Origin of the sequence: Alkalihalobacterium alkalinitrilicum (genome assembly GCF_002019605.1) — a bacterium.
In the GTDB taxonomy this organism is placed as follows: domain Bacteria; phylum Bacillota; class Bacilli; order Bacillales; family Bacillaceae_F; genus Alkalihalobacterium; species Alkalihalobacterium alkalinitrilicum.
In genome coordinates, this window is record NZ_KV917368.1 from 4,056,191 (window position 1) to 4,079,932 (window position 23,742).

Genomic DNA, 23,742 nt, shown 5'->3' on the forward strand with positions numbered 1-23,742 from the left:
TGAAAAAAACTACTATTTAAAGTTAAACTTGAAAAACTTAAGATAGTTGTCCTGCTTAGGATTGACACTCCAATAGAGAGATAACCATAACTATAGGCTATGGTTATATAATTAACTTAAATAAATACTCCGTTCGTTTGTCTGTTATATTCTCTTTATACATAATCAAAGACAAAGTCGATTGGAGGACATGAAAATGGGAATAAAATTCAAAAATCTTTTTTTAATTGTCCTTATCCTTTTGATAGGTTTTAAGCTTGCTCAATCGTTTGTTTATCTGGAATTTTTAACACATTCTATTTCTTTTTTTGCACTAATTTGTTTAATTTTATCTTTTTGCTTGATGGGTTTACGAAAAATGTTATTACCTATTTTTCTTTGTTTGTTAGCGTTGTTGATTAGTGTAATATATCCAAACGTCAGTTTAACTGATGTTATTTGGCAAGGATTGAGAGAAATGAGTAGTATGGTAGTAATTATTACAGTTGTTCCTATTGTGAGTTTAGTTCTTCGCCAAGATAATTATATAAATAATATTATTATTTTTTCGAGCAAAATTCTTGATAGTAGCACAAGATTTTATACTGGAACGATATTAATTACGCAAATGATCGGCTGTTTTTTATTGCCAACATCCATCCCGATTACTTATCAGTTTATTAGTGATTTTTTAAAATCAAAATTTAATGTATCCTGGGAGCACCTTAAAAGTACCGCTATTCTTAGGGGGTTTGCATTAATTGCTTTTTGGGCTGTTAGTATACCAAGTTTTGCTTACGCTGTAGAAGTTTTTCAAGTCCCTATAACAGTTGCAGTTGCACATGGTTTTTTCATTTCTTTCTGTGGGGTAGTTTTATCTGTTACACTATATCATTTTTATGAAAGGAAAGGTGAAAGTAGGTTAACTGAAGAAATTAAACAAACAATTGAAAAGAATTTAACATCAGAAACGTTAAAAACAGCAAAATATAAATCTATAGAATTTTTTTTACTCCTTATATCGTTATTAGGTTTAATTTTGGTTATAACTGTTATATCACCCTGGGGACTATTAACAGTTATGCCATTAGTGGTTATGGTTTGGACCATTAGCTTTTTTGTAATTAAAAAGAGGGTCTATGACTTTTGGCTCGAATTTAAGAATTATATTAATTCTCTTCCACTAAAAACAAAAGAAGTGAGCATTTTCTTATCATCTGGGTTGGTGATTTCCGCCATAAACAGTACGCCTATAGGAATGCTACTTATAGAAACCATGTATAAATTTACTGATATATTGCCAGGTATCAATTTCTTATTTTTGTTACCGTTTGTTGTTGCGCCACTTGGCTTTGTAGGGATGCCACCAGTAGCTTCTATGGTATTGGTTGTTAGTATCTTACATAACTTCGCTTTACCCTACCCAACTTTTTTAATTGTACTTTCATTAACGGTTGGATCATTTATCAGTATTATGCTCTCTCCATTCACAATCCCTGGCGTTTTATTAAGTGGTGCTAATGGGCAGACATCAATAAAAAATACTCTATTACAAAATAAGTTATTTACTATTCTCTTTTTTTTAATTGTACAATTTTATATTCAATTATTATTAAAACTATATACATAGCTATAAACTATGGTTTTATAGATTATTCGTATTTTACATAGTCTTTTTTAATGAATTATAATAATAGTATGAAAATTGTTAATATTCAAAACTAACAAAACACTGAACCTTTTTGTAAGGGTTTACAAAAAAGGTTCAAAAATTTGAAGGGGGAAAATATGCGTATAAAAAAAGTTTTTATTGTTCTAATTTCATTAGCCCTAAGTGTAATTTTAGTTGCATGTGGTGAAACTCCAAGTAGTACAACAGATGAACAAGCTAATAATTCAGAGAGTAGCGATACTTCAAACAGTGTTACTAAGGATGATGATTGGCCTAGAGGAATTACAATAGCCACATCGTCAGCAGGTGGATTTTACTATGCATATGGTGGAGCTTGGGCCAATATTTTAGATTTCATTCCTATATCACCAGAGAGTAGTGCAGGTGGGGTTGATAACGTAAAATTGGTTGAAGCAGGAAATGTAGAGGTAGGGATCGCCTCGGATGGAATATTATACGATGGACTACACGGTATTGATTGGGCAGAAGGTCAAGAATATTCTAATGTTCGAGCTATGTTTCCTATGTCTCCAGGTTACTTTCAGATAGTGGCAAAATCAGGAAGTGGTATTGAATCTATCCATGACCTTGAAGGTAGGAGATTTGTAACTGGGGCTGCAGGAACTGGTTCCGATACTTATTTAAGAAGGTTGTTAGATCATTTTGATATTAAGGCAGATATTATAAATATTAATTATGGAGATGCAGTCGGTCAACTTAATGATGGTATGATAGATGCATTTGGGGTAGCTCCAACTGGTGTTCCTCATCCTGCAACATCAGAGTTTATGGCAACAAATGACGCTGTAATTATTGGTGTTAGTGAAGAAGATCTATCTTCGTTACAGGAAGTATATCCATATATGCAATCAGGTTACATTCCTGCAGGAACATATGATGGTATAGATGAAGACGTTCATACAATTACGATGTGGAATATTTATTTAGCACACAAAGAATTGCCAGATAGTCTTGTGTACGCACTAGTAGAAGAAACGTATAAAAACTATGATCGGTTAGCAACCAATGCTCCTTCAGCTGAAGAGACTCTTCCTGAGAATATAAAATACTTGACGGTACCACTACATTCTGGTGCAGCACAGTACTTTGAGGAAAATGGTTATGAAATACCAGAACAAGCTAAGCCAATAGACTAAAAAAATATAGGGAGTCGCTACTACCTTAGTGACTCCTTAGCTATATCGACTAGGAGGTGCTTACTTTGTTAAAAACAGATGAAAAAAGTGAATTGGAAAAACTAAAGGAAGCATCTGAACAAAATTCTACGGAAAATGAGCGTTATCGAGATTTAAAGGGAATTGGTTACAAGATTATATATATTACAGGGGTTATATTTGTTTTATTTATTTTAATAACAATATTATGGAAACCCATTGACCCTTTTTATATGAGAAGCGTGTTTCTAATATCTTCTCTAGTTATGGTATTAACGCTCGTGCCTTACTCTAAGTCTGAACGTGCAAAAAAATTCCATTGGATAGATCTCACAGGTATACTACTATCAATTGGGATTTTAAGTTATATTTTCTGGGACTTTCATGGCATCCTCGGACGAGTAACTACTTTCCCAAATGGTTATGATGTTATTGCTAGTATTGTGCTTTTGTTACTTTTATTTGAAGCAACCAGAAGATTACAAGGATGGGGATTGGTAATCCTTGCGTTAATTTTTATTATTTATGCAATTATTGGCAACTACTTACCTGGGATACTTTGGCACCGAGGATATGAGATTGAACGGATATTAGGTAATACGTTCAGTAATATTGGTATTTTTGGTATACCTCTAGGAGTTGCTACAACCTATGTATTTATGTTTATTTTATTAGGTTCATTTTTACAGGTTTCAGGTGTTACACGTGTTTTTGTAGATCTAGCATCTTCAATAGCAGGTGCACAAAGAGGAGGACCTGCTAAGGTTGCAGTCTTAGCTAGTGCGTTTTTTGGGACAATTAATGGAACTTCAGTAGGAAACGTGGTAACTTCAGGAACTTTCACTATACCTATGATTAAACGGGCAGGCTATTCTGCTCGATTTGCTGGAGCAACAGAATCTGTAGCCTCAACTGGGGGACAAATTATGCCACCTATAATGGGTGCGGCGGCATTCCTAATGGCGGAATATTTAGGTATAAGTTACTTTGCAGTTGCTCTCGCAGCCACAATTCCTGCTCTTCTTTATTTTATTTCTATATTTATAATGGTTGACTTTGAATCACGTAAAAAACAAATTAAAGGTATACCTAAGGAAAAACTACCTAACTTTAAATATATTATTATAAAAGAGTCTTATTTACTGATTCCAGTGTTTGTTCTCCTATTCTCTCTGTTCTTTTTGCAAATTTCACCTCTTCGTGCTGCTTTTTATTCAATAATTGCAACAATTATAATATCAATATTTAACGCTACTAATCGTATGGGAATTAAAAAGACGTTAGATGCACTCCATATCACTTCTAGAGGATTGATGGATATAGCTGTTACTACTGCAGTAGCAGGAATAATAATAGGTATGGTTTCTCTAACAGGACTAGGGTTTAGATTTACAGAACTTGTTATTTCTTTTTCATTTGGAATCATGTTGCTTGGATTAATACTTGCTATGCTTATTACAATTGTTTTAGGGATGGGGCTACCTACTGTTGCTGCATATGCTATTTCAGCAGTAATTATTGCACCAGCTTTGATTGAGTTAGGGGTTAACCCGTTAGCCGCTCACCTATTCATACTATACTTTGCTAGCCTCTCTGCAATTACTCCACCAATTGCACTAGCGTCATTTGCAGCTGCAGCAATTGCAAAGGCAAAACCAATGGAAGTGGCACTTACTTCTGTTAGGTTAGGGATGGTAGCGTATATAATCCCGTATATGTTTGTTTATGGAACAGGTCTTATTTTACAAGGTCCTTTTACTCTAACACTTTATAAAACTATAACATGTATTATTGGAATTTATGCATTAGCTGGTTTTGTGCAGGGGTGGTTTATTAGAAAAGTAAACTGGTATATTAGATGTTTGTTACTATGTATAGGTTTAATGCTAGTAATACCTGAAATAATCAGTGACATTTTAGGAGCTATTCTCTTATTATCAATTATTCTTATCCAAAGAAAGCCTACTACTATTTCATCAGAATCTACAATAGATTCAGTAAATTAAATAAAGGCTTTAAGGTGGAGGGAAGTCATTACTTCCCTCGATCTACTGATATTAGACAATTAATGCCAATTAATATAAAAGGCTGGTAGAGTATGAGAGCTTTTGACTAAAAGTTTATTTTTATATAGGTAAAAACTATATTAATTATCAAAAATGTGTATTTTACATTACATAAAACTAATTATAAAATTATTATGAGAATTCTAAAAATAAACACAAAATTTATAGCGGTCTGGTATTGCTAAATAAGGAGGAGTATTTTTGTTTAAAAAAGTTTTAATAGCAAATAGAGGAGAAATAGCAGTTAGGGTCATTCGGTCCTGTGAGTATTTGGGTATTAAAACTGTAGCTATATTTTCGGAGGCTGATCGTGATGCCCTCCATGTTCAACTGGCTGATGAAGCTTTTTGTGTTGGGGGACCACGCGTAAATGAAAGTTATTTAAACTTAGAAAAAATTATCGAAGTGGCTAAAGAGAATAGCGTGGATGCAATACATCCTGGGTATGGTCTCCTTTCAGAAAATAGTCATTTTGCTGAGGAGTGTAATAAGAATGGGATTGTGTTTATAGGTCCTTCTCCAAAGGTTATTTCTCGTATGGGTAGTAAGATAGAGGCACGTAAAGTAATGGTAAATGTAGGTGTGCCTGTCGTTCCAGGAATAGATTATCCTTTAGGGGATGTTGAAGAAGCTTGTAGGGTAGCAAGTAAAATGGGCTTCCCTGTTATGTTAAAGGCCTCTGCAGGAGGTGGGGGGATAGGGATGCAGGTTGTCAAGACTGAGGAAGAACTTCGAAAAGTATATTCTGGTAACCAAAAGCGAGCTAATGATTTTTTTGGGGACGGGGCAATGTTTATCGAAAAATTTATTGAAAACCCACGTCATATTGAAGTTCAAATTTTGGTTGATAGTCAAGGGAATGCAGTATATTTGTGGGAACGTGAATGTTCTATTCAACGTCGTCATCAAAAGGTGATCGAAGAAGCCCCATCATCTTTTTTAGATGAAGAAACTAGAAGGGAAATGGGAAAGGTTGCTGTAAGAGCTGCAAAGGCCATTGGCTATACTAATGCAGGGACGATTGAATTCTTGGTTGATAGCAATAAAAATTTCTATTTTTTGGAAATGAATACGAGGTTACAAGTAGAACATCCAGTTACTGAAGAAATAACGGGCATCGACTTAGTCAAGGAACAGATAGAAATTGCTACAGGAAAAGAATTAACATTTTCTCAATCTGATATTAAAAGAATAGGTCATGCAATAGAGGCCCGGATATATGCTGAGGATCCTCAAACATTCTTTCCATCACCAGGTAAAGTTACAAAGTTTAAGATTCCCAACGGTGAAAATATTCGTCATGAATTGGCTGTTTACGAGGGTTTTACCGTGACACCATACTATGACCCGATGATTGCGAAATTAATTGTTACTGGAAATGACCGAGATGAAACGATTAATCATCTTAAAGAAGCATTGGAGAACTATCATGTAGAAGGAATTAAAACAAATATACCTATGTTAAAAAGAGTTATCTCCCATCCAGCCTTCAGTGCAGGAGATACAACCACAAATTTTGTACAAAAATATTTAAGTGATAAATCAAAAGTGGAGGGATAAACATGAGTGAAATTGTAACAAATATGGCTGCGAATGTTTGGAAAATACTAATTAACGAGGGGGACCAAATAGAAGACGGTCAAGAAATTGCAATAATGGAATCTATGAAAATGGAAATACCAGTAATAGCCGAAGAAAGTGGAGTTGTTAAAGAGATCAAAGTGAAAGAAGGAGACTTTGTTAATGATGGAGATGTTTTATTAATACTAGAATAATAAAGACAACCAAATAGTCAAATTTGATTATTTGGTTGTCTTTATTTTGAATTATTTTACCAGATGGAATTAGTTGTAAGAGGGAGGTGACCTTTTGGCAATTCCAGAAGTCAAAGAAAAAGAAAATTATCCTGCTCAAAAGAAAGAATCTCGAGCTTCTAAATTGGGCAAATTTTTACCTGGTATTGGGTTGTGTTTAAGTGTAATGGTAATTGGGTTATATTTAGCTGAGGTATTGGGAATTGCTTTTAATTACTTAAATGGAATTTCTACTGAGGCTAGTAGCCCTATTTCGGGAGTATTTATATCAATTATTTTAGGTTTACTAATAAGAAACATGATTGGTTTACACCCTATTTTTAAGAACGGTGTTAATTTTTCAATCAAGTTTATTTTGAAATTAGGAATAATTCTATTAGGAATCAGGTTAAGTTTTATGGATGTTGTAAAATTAGGTTCTTGGGGAATTCCTATTATTATCTTGTGTATAGTTTCCGGAATATTTATTACTCTCTGGATTACAAAAAAACTAAACCAATCTTATCGTTTAGGGACATTAATTGCTTGTGGTACGGGAATATGTGGTGTAACAGCTATACTAGCAACTGCTCCTAGTATTAAGGCAAAAGAAGATGAGGTTGCTTATGCAATTGCTAATATAACGTTATTTGGAATAATAAGCATGATCCTCTATCCATATATTGCTTTTTATTTGTTTCAAAATGACCCTATTAAAGTAGGAATATTTCTTGGTACAGCCATACATGATACAGCTCAGGTCGCTGGTGCTTCTCTAATTTACGATCAAACTTTTGATAATGCTAGAGTTATTGATGTTGCAACTATAACAAAATTGACACGTAATTTCCTTATTATTGCTGTTATCCCCATAATATCTTTCTATTATCTTAAAAGTATTCCCAAAGATAGTAATAGTAAAGGTGCGGTTACGCCAAAGTGGTATAAATTAATACCATTATTTGTAATAGGTTTCCTCATTTTATCTGCTATTAGATCCATTGGCGATGCTGGTGTATCACATAGTGGGTTTGCTTTTGGATTACTAACACCCGAAAATTGGGCATCCTTTTATTCAAATTTAGACACAATTGGTACAAAATATATGTTAGGTTCTGCTATGGCGGCCGTTGGACTATCAACAAGCTTAAGTGTATTTAAAGGTTTAGGTATTAAGCCATTTTATATCGGTATAATTGCAGCATTGTCAGTAGGAGTTATCAGTGTCATTATGATTTCCTTATTGGGAGGGTTAATAAATTTTTAAAACTAATGAAAGGAGCCTGCAAATCAGCAAGCTCCTTTCATTAGTTTATTCTGTTACATCTTCCTCATTCATACCTAAACTATTAGGTAAACTTTCTTCTAAACCTAAGTGCACTCGTAATTCATGAGAAACATCTTCAACAGACTCTTGGTCTAATTGATAGTAGTAAATGCCATCCAAACGCAAATTATCGCCGCGTAATGAAAGTTGTTCAATATCATTAATAGAGCTTGCATAAGGATGTAATGCTAACATGTTTTCAAATAAAAAATTGGTTGAAATATGTTCACTAATTTCATCAATAATCGTATCGAAACGTAGGATCGACGATAATGATGCGGCTTCTTTAATAACCCCTTTAACGACTTCTTGCTGACGTTCCCCACGACCAATATCTCCGCGTGGATCATCTTTTCGCATTCTCGCATAAGCTAACGCTTCTTCACCATTTAAACGTTGTAGCCCTTTGTAGATCGTTACCGCGTTTCGACTTCCTTGACTTCCATGTGCATTAAAAGTAAATGGTACTTCGACTTCAACGCCGCCTAAAGCATTGATAACCTCTATAAAGGCTGTAAAGTTCAAGCGGACAAAATAATCAACTGGAACATCAAGTAATTCTTCAACCGTGTCAATCGACATATCGACGCCGCCGAATGCGTGAGCGTGGTTGATTTTATCTAGGCGATCACGTCCAACAATATTGACTCGTGAGTCACGAGGAATACTTAACATTTTAATTGATTGTTCTTCTTTATTAAATGTCACTAACATCATCGAGTCTGTTCTTGCACCGCGACTGTTAGGTTCTAACGTATCTATTCCTAAAAAGAGAACGGAAAAGTTATCACTTTTTGGATCAATCGGTTCTAATCGTTTTTCTGATTTATCGCCACGTGCTAATTCTTGATTCACTTCTGAAGCAGCACTTGCAAGTTTATATGTGAGATAGGAACCATAGGCAACTGTCGGAACTACAATTATCAATAATGGAATGATAAACCATAGCAATCGACGTCTATTTTTCCTTTTTCTTTTATCAGTTCTTTTTAGCATAATTCGACTCCTTTTTCTAGTCTTCTAATCTATTTTAGTTGAAGACTTTCTTATTAGCAATACGTAAATAATTCCGTTTATTCCTTTTAAAACGGCTAATTTCTAGTGTGTTTATAAAGGTTACTAAAATAGTAACCCATTTTTCTAGTATCTTCTAGTACAAAGTTTGACAATATATGATATAATACACCGTGTATTTTTAAAATAGTATATTAAATTTATATAAATATAATCTAAATAGATGGAGTGATACACATTGTCAAAGAATAGCTTATGTGTAGTTGGATTAGGATATATTGGTTTACCAACAGCGACGATGTTTGCTAAACATGGCTTTAATGTATTAGGTGTAGATATTAACGAAAATGCTGTAAACCTTTTAAACCAAGGAGAAATTCATATAGAAGAAGTGGGCTTAGGTGAATTAGCGAAGGAAGTAGTCACGTCTGGAAACTTACATGCAGCAACAGCTCCATCATTTGCCGATACCTTTATTATAGCAGTACCAACGCCTCATCATGCAGACGGTTCTGCCAATTTAGATTACGTCGTATCTGCGACGAAGTCGATCTTACCTTATTTAAAAGAAGACAATGTAGTGATCATCGAGTCAACGATCCCACCGCGTACGATCGATGATGTGGTGGCACCGATCCTTACAGAAGCAGGTTGGAATGTCGGAGAGAATGTATTTTTAGCCCATTGCCCTGAGCGTGTTCTTCCTGGGCGTATTTTAATCGAGCTCGTTGAAAACACACGTATTGTTGGTGGAATTAACGCGATTTCTGCCCAAAAGGCAGCTGAAGTTTACCGTACGTTTGTGACAGGCGACATTTTAGAAACAAGTGCCGTCAGTGCAGAAATGTCGAAGTTAATGGAAAATACGTACCGTGATGTCAATATTGCCTTAGCAAACGAATTAGCGAAAATTTCTGAGCGTCTTGGTGTGAATGCACTGGAAGTTATTCAACTAGCAAATCACCACCCGCGCGTAAATTTACACCTTCCAGGTCCTGGTGTTGGTGGACACTGTTTAGCAGTTGACCCTTACTTTATTATTGAAAAAGCACCAGAACAAGCGGTGTTAATTTCGGACGCTAGAAAAATCAATAATTCAATGCCACAATTTGTTGTGGAGCAATTAGAAAAAGTGCTTTCTAATGAAAATGCGAAAGTGGCCGTATTAGGGTTAACGTACAAAGGAAATATTGATGATGTTCGTGAAAGTCCGGCGATGGATATTGTCGCGTTACTACAACAAAAGTCATTTAATCTGTCCTTCCATGACCCGCACGTACGTCAAGAACAAGTATCTTTTACCTTATCATCATTTGAAGATGCCGTTGAAGGTGCGGAATGTGTGTTAATTTTAACAGACCATAAAGAGTTCAAATCGTTAAATGAAGAAGCAATGGTGAATACAATGAGCAACCCACTTGTATTTGATACTCGTAATTGTACAATAATCGAAAATACAGCGATTCAATACTTTAATTACAGCAACTTGTTTGAAATGAATAAAACATTACAAGAAGTGTAATAATACGAAAAAGCCGTTCCGAATGGAACGGCTTTTTCAATCACTTATTGAAGTTCTAAATGCTTCTTCAACTCATTGCTTACACGTGTAATTTCTTCATTAGGGACAATGTAGTAGTAAATGCCATTTATCGTTTGACCAGAACCGCTAATTTGTAGTTCATCTACACTGTGGCGAGCATCACGGTAATTCGATTGAATTTTGTTGATCGCATCGAAATCTAAATCAGTCTTAACGTTATTACCTATTGCTTTTAACATATCATCAAGTCGTGTAATTGAACTAATTTGAGCTCCTTCTTGGATCACACCATTAATCACTTGACGTTGTCGATCATTTCGTCCAAAATCTCCACGAGGATCTTGCTTTCTCATTCGAACAAACGAAAGGGCTTCTTCACCATTTAATGTGATTTCTCCTTCAGGAAATGTAAATCCACTTTGATTAAAAGCAAAGCTATTATCAACAGTTACGCCACCAACAGCATCGACAATATCTTGAAACCCATCCATATTAACACTAATATAATGATCAATTGGAATATCAAGCATATGCTCAACCGTATCCATCGTCATTCCCACACCACCAAATGCATAAGCATGGTTGATTTTGTCTTCATTCCCACGACCAACAATAAGTGTACGCGTATCACGAGGAATACTTAACATTTTAACGGATTTCTCATTTGGATTAACCGTCATTACGATAATCGTGTCTGAACGACCTTTAATTTCCTCACCGCTAGAATCGACTCCTGTAATAAGGAAAGAAAGTGGTTCTCTTTGATGAAAGTCAACCAACCGTGTTTTTTCACGTTCAATGGGTTCATGCATTTCTGATGCAGTATCTTTTACCGTCTTATATAAGTAGAAACCGTAGCCAACAACTGATAAGACGATGATACTTATAATAATAGAAGCAATGATAATTATTTTCTTCATGGGATAGTGCCTCTTTCTATGGTTTTTTGACATTTTTTGATAGTCTAGCAGATTTATTATAGAAGGAATTAGACAATTCCGCAATCTGAATTTTCACACCGGTATCACACAAATTTTAGATTCATATATAAAAATTTACTAATCTCTTTTTTTACCTTCAAATCTCGACCGTATATGATATAATTCTCTATGTAATTTCTAGTTGAAATTGACAATTTTATAAGCTTCTTACTATTAGGGAGGACAAGATGGAAGAAACAATTAGCCTAAAAGAACTATTTACGACATTAAAGAAAAGAATAAAGTTACTCATTATTCTACCGTTGATTGCTGTCGTAGTTAGCGGATTAGTCAGTTATTTACTTTTAACACCGATTTATCAGTCATCGACACAAATCTTGATCAACCAGTCAAAGGTGGACATGCAAAACGTAACTCAAGCAGACTTAAGGACCAATATTGAATTAATTAATACGTATAACGTCATTATGAAAAGTCCAGTGATTTTAGAAAAGGTTATTGCTGAACTTGACTTAAATACATCGGTTGGTGCTTTGAATAGTATGGTAACTGTCGGCAGTGCGCAAAACTCTCAAGTCGTCGCGATTACCGTGCAGAACGAAGATCCAGCAATGGCGGCACAAATTGCGAATACGGTAGCAAGCGTGTTCCAACGCGAAATCGTCAATATTATGAATGTCGATAACGTCAGCATTTTATCTGTTGCCCAAATGGCTGATAACCCAAGTCCGATTAAACCAAACCCTACATTAAATATGGCGATTGCTTTTGTTGTTGGGTTAATGACGGCCGTTGGACTAGCCTTCTTACTTGAATACTTAGATACTACTGTAAAAACAGAACAAGATATCGAAAAATTACTCGGTTTACCTGTCATTGGAGTTGTTTCGCAAATGGAAGCAACGACAGCGAATAAGAAAAACCGACGAAATGCTTCTTAGAGGAGGTCTAGACGATGTCACGAAAAAAACATACAAAAGAATCGAATAAACGAAATTTAATTACCCATCATGAACCGAAGTCACCGATATCAGAACAATATCGTACGATCCGTACGAATATTGAATTTGCGTCCATTGATGAAAAAGTGAGTACGATCCTTGTAACATCGGCAGGCCCAATGGAAGGAAAATCAACAACAGCTTCGAACTTAGCCGTTGTCATGGCTCAACAAGGAAACAAAGTGTTACTGATTGACGCTGATTTACGGAAACCCACAGCACACTATACATTTGGCGTCGCTAATCTTGCAGGGTTAACGAGTATGTTAACAAAACAACATACGGCTGAAGAAGCGGTGCAAGTAACAGAAGTGAAAAATTTATATATTTTACCAAGCGGACCAACCCCACCCAATCCTGCAGAGCTTTTAAGTTCAAGAGGAATGTCTGTGTTATTGGAAAAATTAGCAACTGCCTTTGACGTTGTGATTTTAGATTCACCGCCATTACTAGCGGTAACAGATGCACAAATTCTCGCAAAACATGCTAACGGCACGATTTTAGTCGTAAGTAGTGGCAAGACAGATCAGGAGCAAGCTATAAAGGCAAAAGACCTATTAACAGCAGCGAAAGCGAAAGTTCTAGGCGTTGTCTTAAACGCAAAAGAGCTCAAAGAAGGTCAATACTACTATTATTATGGTAGATAAATGGTAATCTTGTAAAAGGGTGTACCTAAATGCCGTATTCTATGATAATATGGAAAAGGATTTACAAAAGAGGTGAGTAGAATGATTGATATTCATTGTCATATCTTGCCAAGTGTTGATGACGGGGCAGCCCATAAAGCGGAGAGTATTCAAATGATCGAGCAGGCAATCGAAGAAGGGATTACAACGATCATTGCCACTCCACACCATCTGAATGGACCATATATAAATGAAAAACAAAGCATTATTAAAGCTGTGGATCAGCTAAATGAAGAAATAAAAATAAACGGACTTAATATGAACATCTTACCAGGTCAAGAATGTCGAATTTATGGAGATCTAGTCAGCGATTATCATAAAGGCGACATTCTTCCGTTAGCAGATAGTAACAAATATGTATTTGTTGAATTTCCATCTAATCATGTCCCACGATACGCAAAGCAATTATTCTATGATATGCAGCTGGCGGGGTTAACACCGATTATTGTGCACCCAGAACGGAATAGTCAGATCACGGAAAAGCCAGATCTGTTGTATGACTTTGTGACTAGTGGAGTATTAACGCAAATTACAACATCTAGTTTGACAGGTCACTTCGGTAAAAAGATTAAAAGATTTACAGAAGATCTCATCGAACACAATTTGACACACTTTCTAGCATCGGACGCTCACAGTTTAGTAAAGCGTCCATTTCGAATGAGAGAAGCTTTAAGTGAACTTGAAAAAAACTTTGGAACTGAAGTCGTGTATCAGTTCCAAGAAAATGCCAATCTTGTAGTGAGCGGTCTTCATGTAGGTATGGACCCACCTGAGAGGATTCAAAAGAAAAAGTTCTTAGGGATATTTTGAATAGGGTGATGGATATGAAGAAATTTTCAGATTTCCCAAAAACGATAAATAAAACGGTTAGGTATATTCAGCAGGATGCGCCTTACGAAGACCTTGAGGCCATCCATCATCTAATTAAAACAGCAATAGATAGACGCAAGCAACAAGAAAACAGGACGAGCAAGGCGACCTGTTAGAGTATAATCTATTGGCAATGTCTCCTTGCCGTTATCGATGGAGGCACTCGACCATGCTGTGGGGTTCTGTATCTTGAACCCTTAGGTGCTAGTCGTCAAGGGTGTGGTGTGAGGAGAGGTTAAATGCCTCTTTATATTTAAATATAAAACAATTGTAATGAAACGTTTTCATTGCTTTTATATTGAGCCTTAAGCTATGGATCTTTTCACAAAAGGTGTATAGCTTAAGGCTTCATTTTTGGAAAATGATTTGGAAGGGGTAGGAAAATGTCTTATCAGAAACGGTTATTAGCATTAATGCTAGTAGACTCTATGATTGTCTTATCATGTATTTTCATTAGTTACTTTATATTACTACCAATAGGAACTACAATTTCAACGGTACTTATCATCAGTTCAGTGACATTATTACTAAGCCATCATGCATTTGCCTACTATTATAAGTTGTATAAAAAAGCATGGGAATATGCGAGTATTAATGAGTTGATTGGGATTGGAAAAGCGGTCACTTTTTCGATTATTGTAACGGGGGTTGTCCAATTCGTCCTAATTCAGGATGTTTATTTCCGTACGTTAGCGATTACTTGGATGATGCATATTTTATTTATTGGGGGTTCCCGTTTTTCATGGCGTATGTATCGCGATACGTACATTAAACCGAGTAAAGATAAGATGCGTACGCTTATTATCGGAGCGGGTTCAGCAGGGACAATGGTCGTGAGGCAGCTTCAGCATAATGAGGATGTCGAACTGAACCCCGTTGCTTTTATTGATGATGACGTTTCGAAGCATCATTTAGAAATTATGGGTCTCCCTGTATTAGGTGGCGTAGAGGTCATTGAAGCAGTCGTTCAAGAAAAGCAGATTGAACAAATTATTATTGCCATTCCTTCATTGAAAAAAGAGGAGCTCAACAATATTTTCAACGAATGTGCAAAAACAAAAGCAAAGACACAAATTATGCCAAAGATCGAAGACATTATGGTAGGGAAAGTGTCTGTGAACCAATTCCGAGATGTTGAGGTAGAGGACTTACTCGGTCGTGAACCCGTTGAATTAGATATCGCTGGTATTGAGAACTTTATTAAAGGACAAACCATCTTAGTGACAGGAGCAGGAGGTTCGATTGGATCTGAAGTTTGCCGACAGATTACTAACTTCGGGCCGAAAGAATTAATCCTATTAGGTCACGGTGAAAATAGTATTTATTCGGTTGAAATGGAATTAAGACGGAATTACCCTGACCTAAATCTAGATACAGAAATTGCAGATGTTCAAGATCGGGAAAAGATGTTTGTAATTATGAATAAACGAAAGCCACATGTTGTCTTCCATGCCGCTGCTCATAAGCATGTACCGTTAATGGAACGTAACCCAGAAGAAGCGGTGAAGAATAATGTGATCGGAACGAAAAATGTTGCCGAAGCGGCGAGTGATGCGGGAGTTAATACATTTGTTATGATTTCGACGGATAAAGCAGTGAATCCAACGAGTGTGATGGGCTCTACGAAACGGATTGCGGAAATGGTTATTCAACATATGGATATGGTTAGTGATACGAGGTTTGTAGCGGTTCGTTTTGGTAATGTATTAGGTAGTCGTGGGAGTGTCATTCCACTATTTAAAGAGCAAATTCAAAACGGTGGTCCAGTGACAGTAACTCATCCTGATATGGTACGTTACTTTATGACCATCCCAGAAGCTTCTCGACTTGTGTTACAAGCGGGTACCTTAGCTAAAGGTGGAGAAGTGTTTGTCCTGGATATGGGGGAGCCTGTTAAAATAGTAGATTTAGCAAGAAACCTTATTAAACTATCTGGATATACAGAAGCAGAAATTCCGATTGAGTTTACGGGTATGCGTCCTGGGGAGAAGATGTTTGAAGAGCTTCTTGGTGAAGATGAGGTACATGATGAACAGGTGTATCCGAAGATTTATCGCGGGAAGACGCCGATGGTGAATATTAATGTGGCCGAGCAGTTGATTGGGGAGTTTGAACAATTAACAAGTGAACAGCTGCGTGAGGAATTGTTGGATATTGCGAATTTTAGGAAGAAGAATTTGCAGGTAGTTGGATAGCTATTAGTTGGTTAGTTGGATAGTTGGACAGTTGGTTAGGGGATAGTGGTTAGTAGGTAGGAAAAGCGGAATGAGTTGATGAGTTGGAAGAGTTGGGACTCGTTTCGCTAGCTGAAACGTCGGGGGTTGGAAGAGAATAAAATTGGCTGGTTGGTTAGGAAAGACAAGACCAAAAATTAACATTTTTAGGTAAAAGAACAGCTTCTTGGAATAACTCAAAAGCCTAACCAACTAATAACTAACCAACTAACCAACCAAAAAACAGAAAGTTGGTCCTTCAAAATGACTTATAACGACACTAACAAGTTAATCGTTTGGCAAAAGTCACATCAATTAGTCCTCAACGTTTACAAAATAACCAAAGACTTTCCTAAAGATGAACAGTACGGATTAACATCGCAAATTAGACGAGCCGCCGTTTCTGTACCGAGCAACATTGTCGAGGGAAAAGCAAGAGGCTCAAACAAAGAATACAAACGATTTCTGCTAATCGCGAGAGGATCACTAGAAGAAGTGAAGTATCAAATGTTATTAGCAAAAGAGTTAAAATATATAAATATAGAAGACTATGAAGAATTGTCAAAAAGAGCAAACGAAATAGGGAAAATGTTGAATGGAATTATTAGAAGTTTGTAAATTAGTTGGACAGTTGGACAGTCGGATAGTTGGTTAGGAAATGATATAGCTTAAAGCATATTATGTTGTTTACTGAAGTAGTTTAGCAAGAAAATAGCTTCATTGAACAACCCAAAAACCTAACCAACTAAAACCTAACCAACTAACCAACCCAACCAGGAGGTTATTTAATTGAAAAAAGTCAAAAAAGCCATCATCCCTGCAGCTGGCCTTGGAACTCGTTTCCTTCCAGCGACAAAAGCAATGCCGAAAGAAATGCTACCGATTGTCGATAAACCGACGATTCAATATATTGTCGAAGAAGCAGTTAATTCTGGAATTGAAGATATTATTATTGTTACAGGTAAAGGGAAGCGTGCAATTGAGGATCATTTTGATCATGCGTTTGAGTTAGAGCAAAACTTATTCCAAAAGGGCAAAACTGATTTATTAGAAAAAGTTCAATATTCGTCGAATATGGTAGATATTCACTATATCCGTCAAAAAGAGCCACAAGGATTAGGACATGCTGTATGGTGTGCTCGTAAATTTATTGGGGATGAACCGTTTGCGGTATTACTAGGTGATGACATAGTTCAAGCGGAAAAGCCTTGCCTAAAACAACTGATGGAGCAGTATGAAGATACACTTTCATCTGTTATTGGTGTGCAGACAGTGCCTGATGAAGAAACACATCGTTATGGAATTGTAGATCCGATCAACAGTATTGGACGTAGATATTCGGTAAATCAGTTTGTTGAAAAACCAAAGCAAGGTACAGCTCCATCCAACTTAGCGATTATGGGACGCTATGTTTTAACCCCCGAAATTTTCATGTTTTTAGATCGGCAAGAAACAGGAGCTGGTGGGGAGATTCAGTTAACAGATGCGATCCAAAAGCTAAATGAAATCCAACGTGTGTTTGCTTATGATTTTGAAGGTAAGCGATATGATGTTGGGGAGAAGATGGGGTTTGTGAAAACTACATTAGAGTTTGCGATGCAGAATGGGGAGTTGAAGGGAGAGTTGCTTGGTTTTCTTGAGGAGATGTTGGAGAGGGAGAGAGTGAAATAAGTCGGACAGTTGGTTAGTGGGTTAGTTGGAAAGGGAAAGATAGTATAGATCTTTAAGCCTTCCAGCTTACCAACTGTAATATATTTTGACACCTTTAGAATTGCTGAATAAGACAATCTTGGAGGTGTCATGTATGTTTGTAAGTAATAGAGTTACTAAAATACTGTCAGTTATAAAATCATTAAGAACGAGTTCAATAGCAAAGGGTGGTAGGTTTCTTAGAACTGAGAATAAAGGTATTACACTAATTGAGCTACTTGTTATAATTACAATTTTAGGAATACTTGTAGCGATTGCGGTGCCTTCTGTTTTGGGTTTGATAGATAAATCTAGAGATGAAGTTTGTCGTGTGAATTTACTTCAGTTGGAAAAGGAGTATGAGACATATTTAGCTCTGGAGATTATTGATCACTCCAATGTAGTGTTTACACAATTTTTAGAAAGTTACGATGGTAAAATTTGTGGAGATGAGTGTAGTTTTGCTTATGTTGATGGAAAAGTTGTTTGTAGTGATGGGGCTGGTGACGATGATGGTAAGGAAGACGAAGGTGTTCCGTTTTTATGATTGTAAGTGATTAGGTTTTAGGGGATAGTGGGTAGAAAGACCTTAACCTAATTACTAATAACTAACCAACTAACTGCTAATTCGATTGAATAATAACGTGGAACTGACTATCGTAATCAGATAACAAGTTGGAAGCCTTGGAGCGTAAGGGTTTCGAGTGTTTTTAATAGTTTTTAAGGTTTGATTGAATGGTAGTTTAATAGGAAGAAACACGGTTGAGATTAGTTTAAAAATGAAAAACCTTCGTGATTGAATGTAGTTGATTGAATAGATATTACGAGGTGAGTATCAGAAGTGGATTAGGTTTGGTTGGTTAGTAGTTGGTTGGAAGAGGAGTTATAGTTCCAATTAAGTCCTAGCAAACTAAATAACTCTTAAATGCTTTGAATCAAAACATAATAAAGCGAGGGAAATTATAATGATTGATACTGAATTAAGAAATATTCCATTCTCTCCACCGGATATAAAAGAAGCGGAGATTGAAGAAGTTATAAAAGCAATGAAGTCTGGTTGGATTACAACTGGACCAAGAACTAAAGAGCTAGAAAAAAGAATAGCTAAATACGTTGGCACAAATAAAGCTGTTTGCTTGAATTCAGCAACTGCAGCTATGGAGCTTACCCTTCGGATTTTAGGTATTGGACCTGGCGATGAAGTCATTACTTCAGCATATACCTATACTGCATCTGCCTCAGTTATAGAACATGTTGGGGCGAAAATAGTTTTGGTTGATACTGCACCAGATTCTTTTGAAATGGATTACTCTAAATTAGCAGATGCAATATCTGAAAAGACTAAAGCCATAATTCCAGTTGATATTGCGGGAAAGATGTGTGACTACGATACTATCTTTGAAATAGTAGAAAGTAAGAAAGAACTATTCAAGCCAAATAACGAACTACAGGGGTTATTTAATAGAGTAATTGTTATGACGGATGCTGCTCATGCTTTTGGAGCAGAGAGACAAGGAATGAATTGTGGGCAAGTTGCGGATTTTACTTGCTTCTCTTTCCATGCTGTAAAGAACTTTACAACTGCTGAAGGTGGAGCTGTTGTATGGCGTAATGATGGTGGTTTAGATGATGAATGGCTTTATAAGCAGTTCATGCTATATAGCCTTCATGGTCAATCAAAAGATGCCCTTGCCAAAACTCAAAAAGGCTCATGGGAATATGATATTGTTTACCCTGCCTATAAATGTAATATGACAGATATTATGGCGAGTATTGGTTTAATACAATTAGATAGATATGACGGATTGCTAGAAAGACGGAGAGAAATTATCCAAATGTATGATAGAGAACTTTTACCATTAGGGATTCAGAGTCTTCAACATTACGGTGATGATTTTTCTTCTTCAGGGCATCTCTATTTATTGAGAATACCTGAAATCAGTGAAGGGAAGAGGAATGAAATTATCGTTAAAATGGCTGAAGCGGGTGTAGCGTGTAACGTACACTATAAGCCATTGCCTATGTTTACAGCATATAAAAATTTAGGGTTTGATATAAAGGAGTATCCTAATGCTTTTGAACAATATGTAAATGAAGTTACACTCCCACTTCACACTTTATTGAGTGATGAGGATGTGGAGTATATAATGAATTGTTTAAAAAAAGTTATAGGTTAGGTGGAAAGTTAATGCCTGAGATAAAAAGTTACCAAAATACAAAAAAAACAAAGTTATTTGATATAGAGATGATACTGGACCAAAAGAGAGGTCAACTATTGTTAAAGAGAATTTTTGATATATTGATCTCGTTTATAGGATTAGTGGCTTTGTGCCCATTGTTACTAATAATAGCAATTATTATAAAAATAGATTCTATGGGACCTATTTTTTTTAAGCAAGTACGTGTTGGGAAATGTGGAGAAGAATTTAAGATATATAAATTTCGTACTATGATATTAGATGCTGAAAACAAAGGCATGCAAATCACAGTTGGTAAAGATAAACGGATTACGAAATCAGGTCATATTTTACGAAAGACAAAATTAGATGAATTACCTCAGCTAATAAATGTTTTTAAAGGTGACATGTCTTTCGTGGGGCCTAGACCAGAGGTGCCTAAATATGTTGCATTATATGATAACCAACAAAAAAACATTTTAAGGGTAAGGCCAGGTATAACTGATTTAGCATCTATTGAATATAGAGATGAAAACACTCTGTTAGCTAAGAGTAATGATCCTGAAAAAACATATATCGAAGAAATTATGATCAAAAAAATTGAATTAAACATAGAATACCTAAGTAAGATGTCAGTTCTTTATGATATAAAATTAATTTTAAAGACGATACTAGTAATTATGAAATAAAACTAATTTTGGGGGATTTAGATGCTAGTTTCATTTATAGTTGTAGCACTTAATGCAGGTGATAAACTTAATAGTTTAATAGAAGATATAAAAAAACAAGACTATGACCATGGGAATATAGAAGTTATATTTGTTGACGGCAATTCTACTGATAACACTAAGGAAGTGATGACTTGTCTTCAAAATTCAAGTCATGACTTTAATAGAGTTTGCGTGTTAGACAATCCCAAAAAGACATTACCATGCGGATGGAATATAGCCTTAAAAGAAAGTAAAGGAGATATTATCTTAAGAGTAGATGCCCATTCTTCCATTCCAACAAACTTTATCAAAAACAATGTCGAGTGTCTTAAAACAGGTGAAAAAATTGTTGGTGGGCATAGAATTAGTATTATTGATGAAAAAAGTTCATGGCAGAAAACACTCCTGATAGCTGAAACATCTTTATTTGGTAGTGGAATAGCTAGTTATAGAAGAACTAAAGAAAAAAATTATGTCAGTACTTTGGCACACGCGGCTTATTCTATAGAAGTCTTTCAAAAAGTCGGCGGATATGATGAAAGATTAGCTAGAACTGAAGACAATGAAATACACTACCGTATGAAAGTAGCTGGGTATAAATTTTTACTGAACCCTAAAATACAGTCATTTCACCATGCCAGAAATACATTTTCAAAAATGTTAAAACAGAAGTTCTTAAATGGATACTGGATAGGTCTAACCCTGGGTATTTCTCCTAAATGTTTCTCAACTTATCACTTTGTGCCATTATTATTCGTACTAGCTATAATTTTTGGAATTGGTTTAGGACTATATGGAATTACATTACCAATAACAGTGTTGGCAAGTATATACTTTTCTTTTAATATTCTAAATACTGCAGCTTCTACATTAGGTAAAAAGTTTGAGGTAAGTTATCTATTACTTCCGTTTTTATTTTTATTATTACACGTTTATTATGGCATAGGTACGCTATGGGGAATCATAAAGTTGCCGTTATGGAAGGAAAAAAGCGTAAAGTTTGAACCCCCAAACATTATCAGGTAATATCTACCAGAAGTTAATACATCACTTTATTATGGAGGATTTTAAGATGTGGAATCATGTTAAATTAATTCAGGAGTTAAAATCTATTTTACCTTTTGGATTGAAATTGTTAATCATAAGAATTTTGGTTGCAGCGCAGTACATTTTTTATGCAATTTTTCCACAAAAAGTTGAAGCTGTTGATCAAAGTAAAAGGAAAATTTATGTATTATTAAGTACCGATTACTCAAACTTAGGCGATCATGCAATGACTTATGCACACATAAAGTTACTGAAAGAAAATTATCCAGAAGCTCAAATTATTGAAGTTTTAGTAAGTGATACATTGAAGAAGATTAAAGATCTGCAATCAATAATAGGTCCAGAAGATGTATTAACATTGAAAGGTGGAGGGAATATTGGACTTGAATATTTCCGGGAAGAACTATATAGAAGAATATTAATTAAAAAATTTAATAAAAATAAAATCATTTTATTCCCACAAACAGTATATTTCCCTGATACAAACAAGGGAAAACGTGAATTTAAAAATACAATGACGATTTTTAATAGTCATCCACAGTTTTATACGTTTATTCGGGATAAAATATCATTTGATTTAGTCAAGAAATATTTAGGGGAAAGAGTTTTCTTAATACCTGATATAGCAATGTCTCTGGGTGATTTAGAAATAAAAATGGAGCGAAAAGGTGCTACTATATGTCTAAGGGATGATAAAGAAGGGGTGTATACAAAAAAACAAAAAGAGATGATTATTTCAAGTACCAAAAAACATTATGAGAAAATAAACATTACTGATACGATCACTAATTACCCAATATCTATTGAACAAAGGGAGAATGAATTATATAAAATATGGAATCTATTTTCGGCATCAGAATTAATTATTACAGATAGATTACATGGAATGATATTTGCTGCAATAACATCTACTCCATGTGTTGTTTTTGGGACATATAATCACAAGTTAATTGGTCAGTATAAATGGTTAGAGCACCTGGATTATATTAGGTTTACAAAGTGTGATGAAAGTGAGATAAATACTGCAATAAAGGAACTGCAGGATATCAAAAATGTTCATTTCAATATTGATAGTAAATATTATAAAAAGATTACTGAATTAATATGATTCTTCCAGAAATATTTGGGCAAGTTATAAGTTTTAAATACTTATAAAACTTATTAGTCAGGTGGTTAATTATGAATAAAGATAAATGTGTTGAAATCAGAAAAGCAACAAGTAATGATTTAAATGCTATTGCAGACGCACATATGAAAGTGTTTGATAGTTATTTTTTAACTAGCCTTGGTAGTAAATTGGTTAAGAAGTATTATGGTGAATACTTATCGAATAGTAATACCGTTTTTTTTATTGCAATAAAAGGTAATTCTGTAGTTGGATTTGTTTTAGGAACTATTGACTTAGATCAGACAATGAAATATTTCTACAAAAAGAATTTTTTTAGTATATTAAAAAAAATCTCGATTGAATCAATAAAAGGAAATACAAATATAATTAAAGGAGTTAAAGAACGTTTTTCGGCAATTAATGAAGCATTAGCCGCTATTCTAAAAAAAGATACGAATGATCAGCACCGAGAACTAAAAGTTAGGCTTATGTCAATTGGGACTTTATCTGAATATAGAGGGACTAACGTTTCTAGTAATCTAGTAAAAGCATTTGATAATGAATTATTAAAAAGAGGTAAACAAGATTATTGTTTGGCCTTTAAGAAAGATAATCACAGGGCTAGAGCCTTTTATGTGAAAATGGGATTTGAGAAGAATTATTATAAGAAAGACCTAGAAGTAATGCAAAAACGTATAATGTGATCTTGTTACTACTTCTTCTGGAGGTAT

The 23,742-nt window shown here is 35.1% G+C and carries 21 protein-coding genes; 19 read left to right on the top strand and 2 right to left on the bottom strand.

Annotated elements, in window-relative coordinates; all coding sequences use genetic code 11:
- Positions 1–196: 196 nt before the first annotated feature.
- From BK574_RS19635 to BK574_RS19660, 6 genes are all read left to right on the top strand, one after another.
- Positions 197–1,609 carry a hypothetical protein gene (locus BK574_RS19635; RefSeq protein ID WP_078429755.1) on the top strand — a complete coding sequence of 471 codons (1,413 nt, stop codon included), beginning with the start codon at positions 197–199 and terminating at the stop codon, positions 1,607–1,609.
- Between the two features lie 158 nt (positions 1,610–1,767).
- Entirely contained in the window at positions 1,768–2,808 is a 1,041-nt protein-coding gene (locus BK574_RS19640) for a TAXI family TRAP transporter solute-binding subunit (protein WP_078429756.1), read from the top strand.
- Between the two features lie 65 nt (positions 2,809–2,873).
- On the top strand, positions 2,874–4,832 hold the full coding sequence (locus BK574_RS19645) for a TRAP transporter permease (RefSeq protein WP_158211698.1): 1,959 nt from the start codon (positions 2,874–2,876) through the stop codon (positions 4,830–4,832).
- A 261-nt stretch (positions 4,833–5,093) separates the two neighbouring features.
- Entirely contained in the window at positions 5,094–6,452 is a 1,359-nt protein-coding gene (gene accC / locus BK574_RS19650) for an acetyl-CoA carboxylase biotin carboxylase subunit (RefSeq protein WP_078429758.1), read from the top strand.
- Positions 6,453–6,454: 2 nt separating this feature from the next.
- Positions 6,455–6,667: an acetyl-CoA carboxylase biotin carboxyl carrier protein subunit gene (locus BK574_RS19655; RefSeq protein WP_078429759.1), complete on the top strand. Its 213-nt coding sequence runs from the start codon at positions 6,455–6,457 to the stop codon at positions 6,665–6,667.
- A gap of 94 nt (positions 6,668–6,761) precedes the next feature.
- Positions 6,762–7,952, top strand: a complete 1,191-nt coding sequence (locus BK574_RS19660) for a YeiH family protein (protein ID WP_238458053.1) — start codon at positions 6,762–6,764, stop codon at positions 7,950–7,952.
- 45 nt (positions 7,953–7,997) lie between these two features.
- On the opposite strand, the gene BK574_RS19665 is transcribed toward BK574_RS19660, so the two are convergent.
- A complete protein-coding gene (locus BK574_RS19665) occupies positions 7,998–9,008 on the bottom strand; it encodes an LCP family glycopolymer transferase (RefSeq protein WP_078429760.1) in 1,011 nt (336 codons plus the stop codon).
- A gap of 256 nt (positions 9,009–9,264) precedes the next feature.
- On the opposite strand from BK574_RS19665, the gene BK574_RS19670 reads away from it, so the two are divergent.
- On the top strand, positions 9,265–10,548 hold the full coding sequence (locus BK574_RS19670) for a nucleotide sugar dehydrogenase (RefSeq protein WP_078429761.1): 1,284 nt from the start codon (positions 9,265–9,267) through the stop codon (positions 10,546–10,548).
- Between the two features lie 44 nt (positions 10,549–10,592).
- Here the strand turns inward: BK574_RS19670 and BK574_RS19675 are convergent, their stop codons facing one another.
- Positions 10,593–11,489 carry an LCP family glycopolymer transferase gene (locus BK574_RS19675; protein WP_078429762.1) on the bottom strand — a complete coding sequence of 299 codons (897 nt, stop codon included), beginning with the start codon at positions 11,487–11,489 and terminating at the stop codon, positions 10,593–10,595.
- Between the two features lie 248 nt (positions 11,490–11,737).
- Here BK574_RS19675 and BK574_RS19680 point away from each other — a divergent pair, with 248 nt between their 5' ends.
- The 12 genes from BK574_RS19680 to BK574_RS19735 all read left to right on the top strand — a co-directional run bounded on the left by BK574_RS19680 (position 11,738) and on the right by BK574_RS19735 (position 23,715).
- A complete protein-coding gene (locus BK574_RS19680) occupies positions 11,738–12,451 on the top strand; it encodes a YveK family protein (RefSeq protein WP_078429763.1) in 714 nt (237 codons plus the stop codon).
- A 14-nt stretch (positions 12,452–12,465) separates the two neighbouring features.
- On the top strand, positions 12,466–13,158 hold the full coding sequence (locus BK574_RS19685; RefSeq protein ID WP_078429764.1) for a CpsD/CapB family tyrosine-protein kinase: 693 nt from the start codon (positions 12,466–12,468) through the stop codon (positions 13,156–13,158).
- Between the two features lie 81 nt (positions 13,159–13,239).
- Positions 13,240–14,007, top strand: a complete 768-nt coding sequence (locus BK574_RS19690) for a tyrosine-protein phosphatase (protein WP_078429765.1) — start codon at positions 13,240–13,242, stop codon at positions 14,005–14,007.
- Positions 14,008–14,450: 443 nt separating this feature from the next.
- On the top strand, positions 14,451–16,262 hold the full coding sequence (locus BK574_RS19695; protein ID WP_078429766.1) for a polysaccharide biosynthesis protein: 1,812 nt from the start codon (positions 14,451–14,453) through the stop codon (positions 16,260–16,262).
- Between the two features lie 282 nt (positions 16,263–16,544).
- Positions 16,545–16,898, top strand: a complete 354-nt coding sequence (locus tag BK574_RS19700) for a four helix bundle protein (protein WP_078429767.1) — start codon at positions 16,545–16,547, stop codon at positions 16,896–16,898.
- A 171-nt stretch (positions 16,899–17,069) separates the two neighbouring features.
- Positions 17,070–17,951, top strand: coding sequence for a UTP--glucose-1-phosphate uridylyltransferase GalU (gene galU / locus BK574_RS19705; RefSeq protein WP_078429768.1), 882 nt, complete (start codon positions 17,070–17,072; stop codon positions 17,949–17,951).
- Between the two features lie 133 nt (positions 17,952–18,084).
- Positions 18,085–18,516, top strand: coding sequence for a type II secretion system protein (locus BK574_RS19710; RefSeq protein ID WP_078429769.1), 432 nt, complete (start codon positions 18,085–18,087; stop codon positions 18,514–18,516).
- Between the two features lie 418 nt (positions 18,517–18,934).
- Positions 18,935–20,146 (top strand): DegT/DnrJ/EryC1/StrS family aminotransferase, encoded by a 1,212-nt coding sequence (locus tag BK574_RS19715; RefSeq protein ID WP_078429770.1) that lies wholly within the window; start codon positions 18,935–18,937, stop codon positions 20,144–20,146.
- Between the two features lie 11 nt (positions 20,147–20,157).
- The gene (locus tag BK574_RS19720) at positions 20,158–20,835 is read left to right on the top strand and encodes a sugar transferase (protein WP_238458054.1); all 678 of its coding nucleotides are present in this window, start codon (positions 20,158–20,160) and stop codon (positions 20,833–20,835) included.
- A 21-nt stretch (positions 20,836–20,856) separates the two neighbouring features.
- Positions 20,857–21,882 carry a glycosyltransferase family 2 protein gene (locus tag BK574_RS19725; protein WP_078429771.1) on the top strand — a complete coding sequence of 342 codons (1,026 nt, stop codon included), beginning with the start codon at positions 20,857–20,859 and terminating at the stop codon, positions 21,880–21,882.
- 46 nt (positions 21,883–21,928) lie between these two features.
- Entirely contained in the window at positions 21,929–23,011 is a 1,083-nt protein-coding gene (locus tag BK574_RS19730; protein WP_158211699.1) for a polysaccharide pyruvyl transferase family protein, read from the top strand.
- Between the two features lie 71 nt (positions 23,012–23,082).
- Entirely contained in the window at positions 23,083–23,715 is a 633-nt protein-coding gene (locus tag BK574_RS19735) for a GNAT family N-acetyltransferase (RefSeq protein ID WP_078429773.1), read from the top strand.
- The last annotated feature ends 27 nt before the right edge of the window (positions 23,716–23,742 follow it).

Excerpts from the sequence above, each read along its gene's own strand:
- BK574_RS19635 (WP_078429755.1), top strand. The coding sequence starts at position 197 with ATGGGAATAAAATTCAAAAATCTTTTTTTAATTGTCCTTATCCTTTTG.
- BK574_RS19640 (WP_078429756.1), top strand. The coding sequence starts at position 1,768 with ATGCGTATAAAAAAAGTTTTTATTGTTCTAATTTCATTAGCCCTAAGT.
- BK574_RS19655 (WP_078429759.1), top strand. The coding sequence starts at position 6,455 with ATGAGTGAAATTGTAACAAATATGGCTGCGAATGTTTGGAAAATACTA.
- BK574_RS19665 (WP_078429760.1), bottom strand. The coding sequence starts at position 9,008 with ATGCTAAAAAGAACTGATAAAAGAAAAAGGAAAAATAGACGTCGATTG.
- BK574_RS19675 (WP_078429762.1), bottom strand. The coding sequence starts at position 11,489 with ATGAAGAAAATAATTATCATTGCTTCTATTATTATAAGTATCATCGTC.
- BK574_RS19680 (WP_078429763.1), top strand. The coding sequence starts at position 11,738 with ATGGAAGAAACAATTAGCCTAAAAGAACTATTTACGACATTAAAGAAA.
- BK574_RS19685 (WP_078429764.1), top strand. The coding sequence starts at position 12,466 with ATGTCACGAAAAAAACATACAAAAGAATCGAATAAACGAAATTTAATT.
- BK574_RS19690 (WP_078429765.1), top strand. The coding sequence starts at position 13,240 with ATGATTGATATTCATTGTCATATCTTGCCAAGTGTTGATGACGGGGCA.
- BK574_RS19695 (WP_078429766.1), top strand. The coding sequence starts at position 14,451 with ATGTCTTATCAGAAACGGTTATTAGCATTAATGCTAGTAGACTCTATG.
- BK574_RS19700 (WP_078429767.1), top strand. The coding sequence starts at position 16,545 with ATGACTTATAACGACACTAACAAGTTAATCGTTTGGCAAAAGTCACAT.
- BK574_RS19710 (WP_078429769.1), top strand. The coding sequence starts at position 18,085 with ATGTTTGTAAGTAATAGAGTTACTAAAATACTGTCAGTTATAAAATCA.
- BK574_RS19715 (WP_078429770.1), top strand. The coding sequence starts at position 18,935 with ATGATTGATACTGAATTAAGAAATATTCCATTCTCTCCACCGGATATA.
- BK574_RS19720 (WP_238458054.1), top strand. The coding sequence starts at position 20,158 with ATGCCTGAGATAAAAAGTTACCAAAATACAAAAAAAACAAAGTTATTT.
- BK574_RS19725 (WP_078429771.1), top strand. The coding sequence starts at position 20,857 with ATGCTAGTTTCATTTATAGTTGTAGCACTTAATGCAGGTGATAAACTT.
- BK574_RS19730 (WP_158211699.1), top strand. The coding sequence starts at position 21,929 with ATGTGGAATCATGTTAAATTAATTCAGGAGTTAAAATCTATTTTACCT.
- BK574_RS19735 (WP_078429773.1), top strand. The coding sequence starts at position 23,083 with ATGAATAAAGATAAATGTGTTGAAATCAGAAAAGCAACAAGTAATGAT.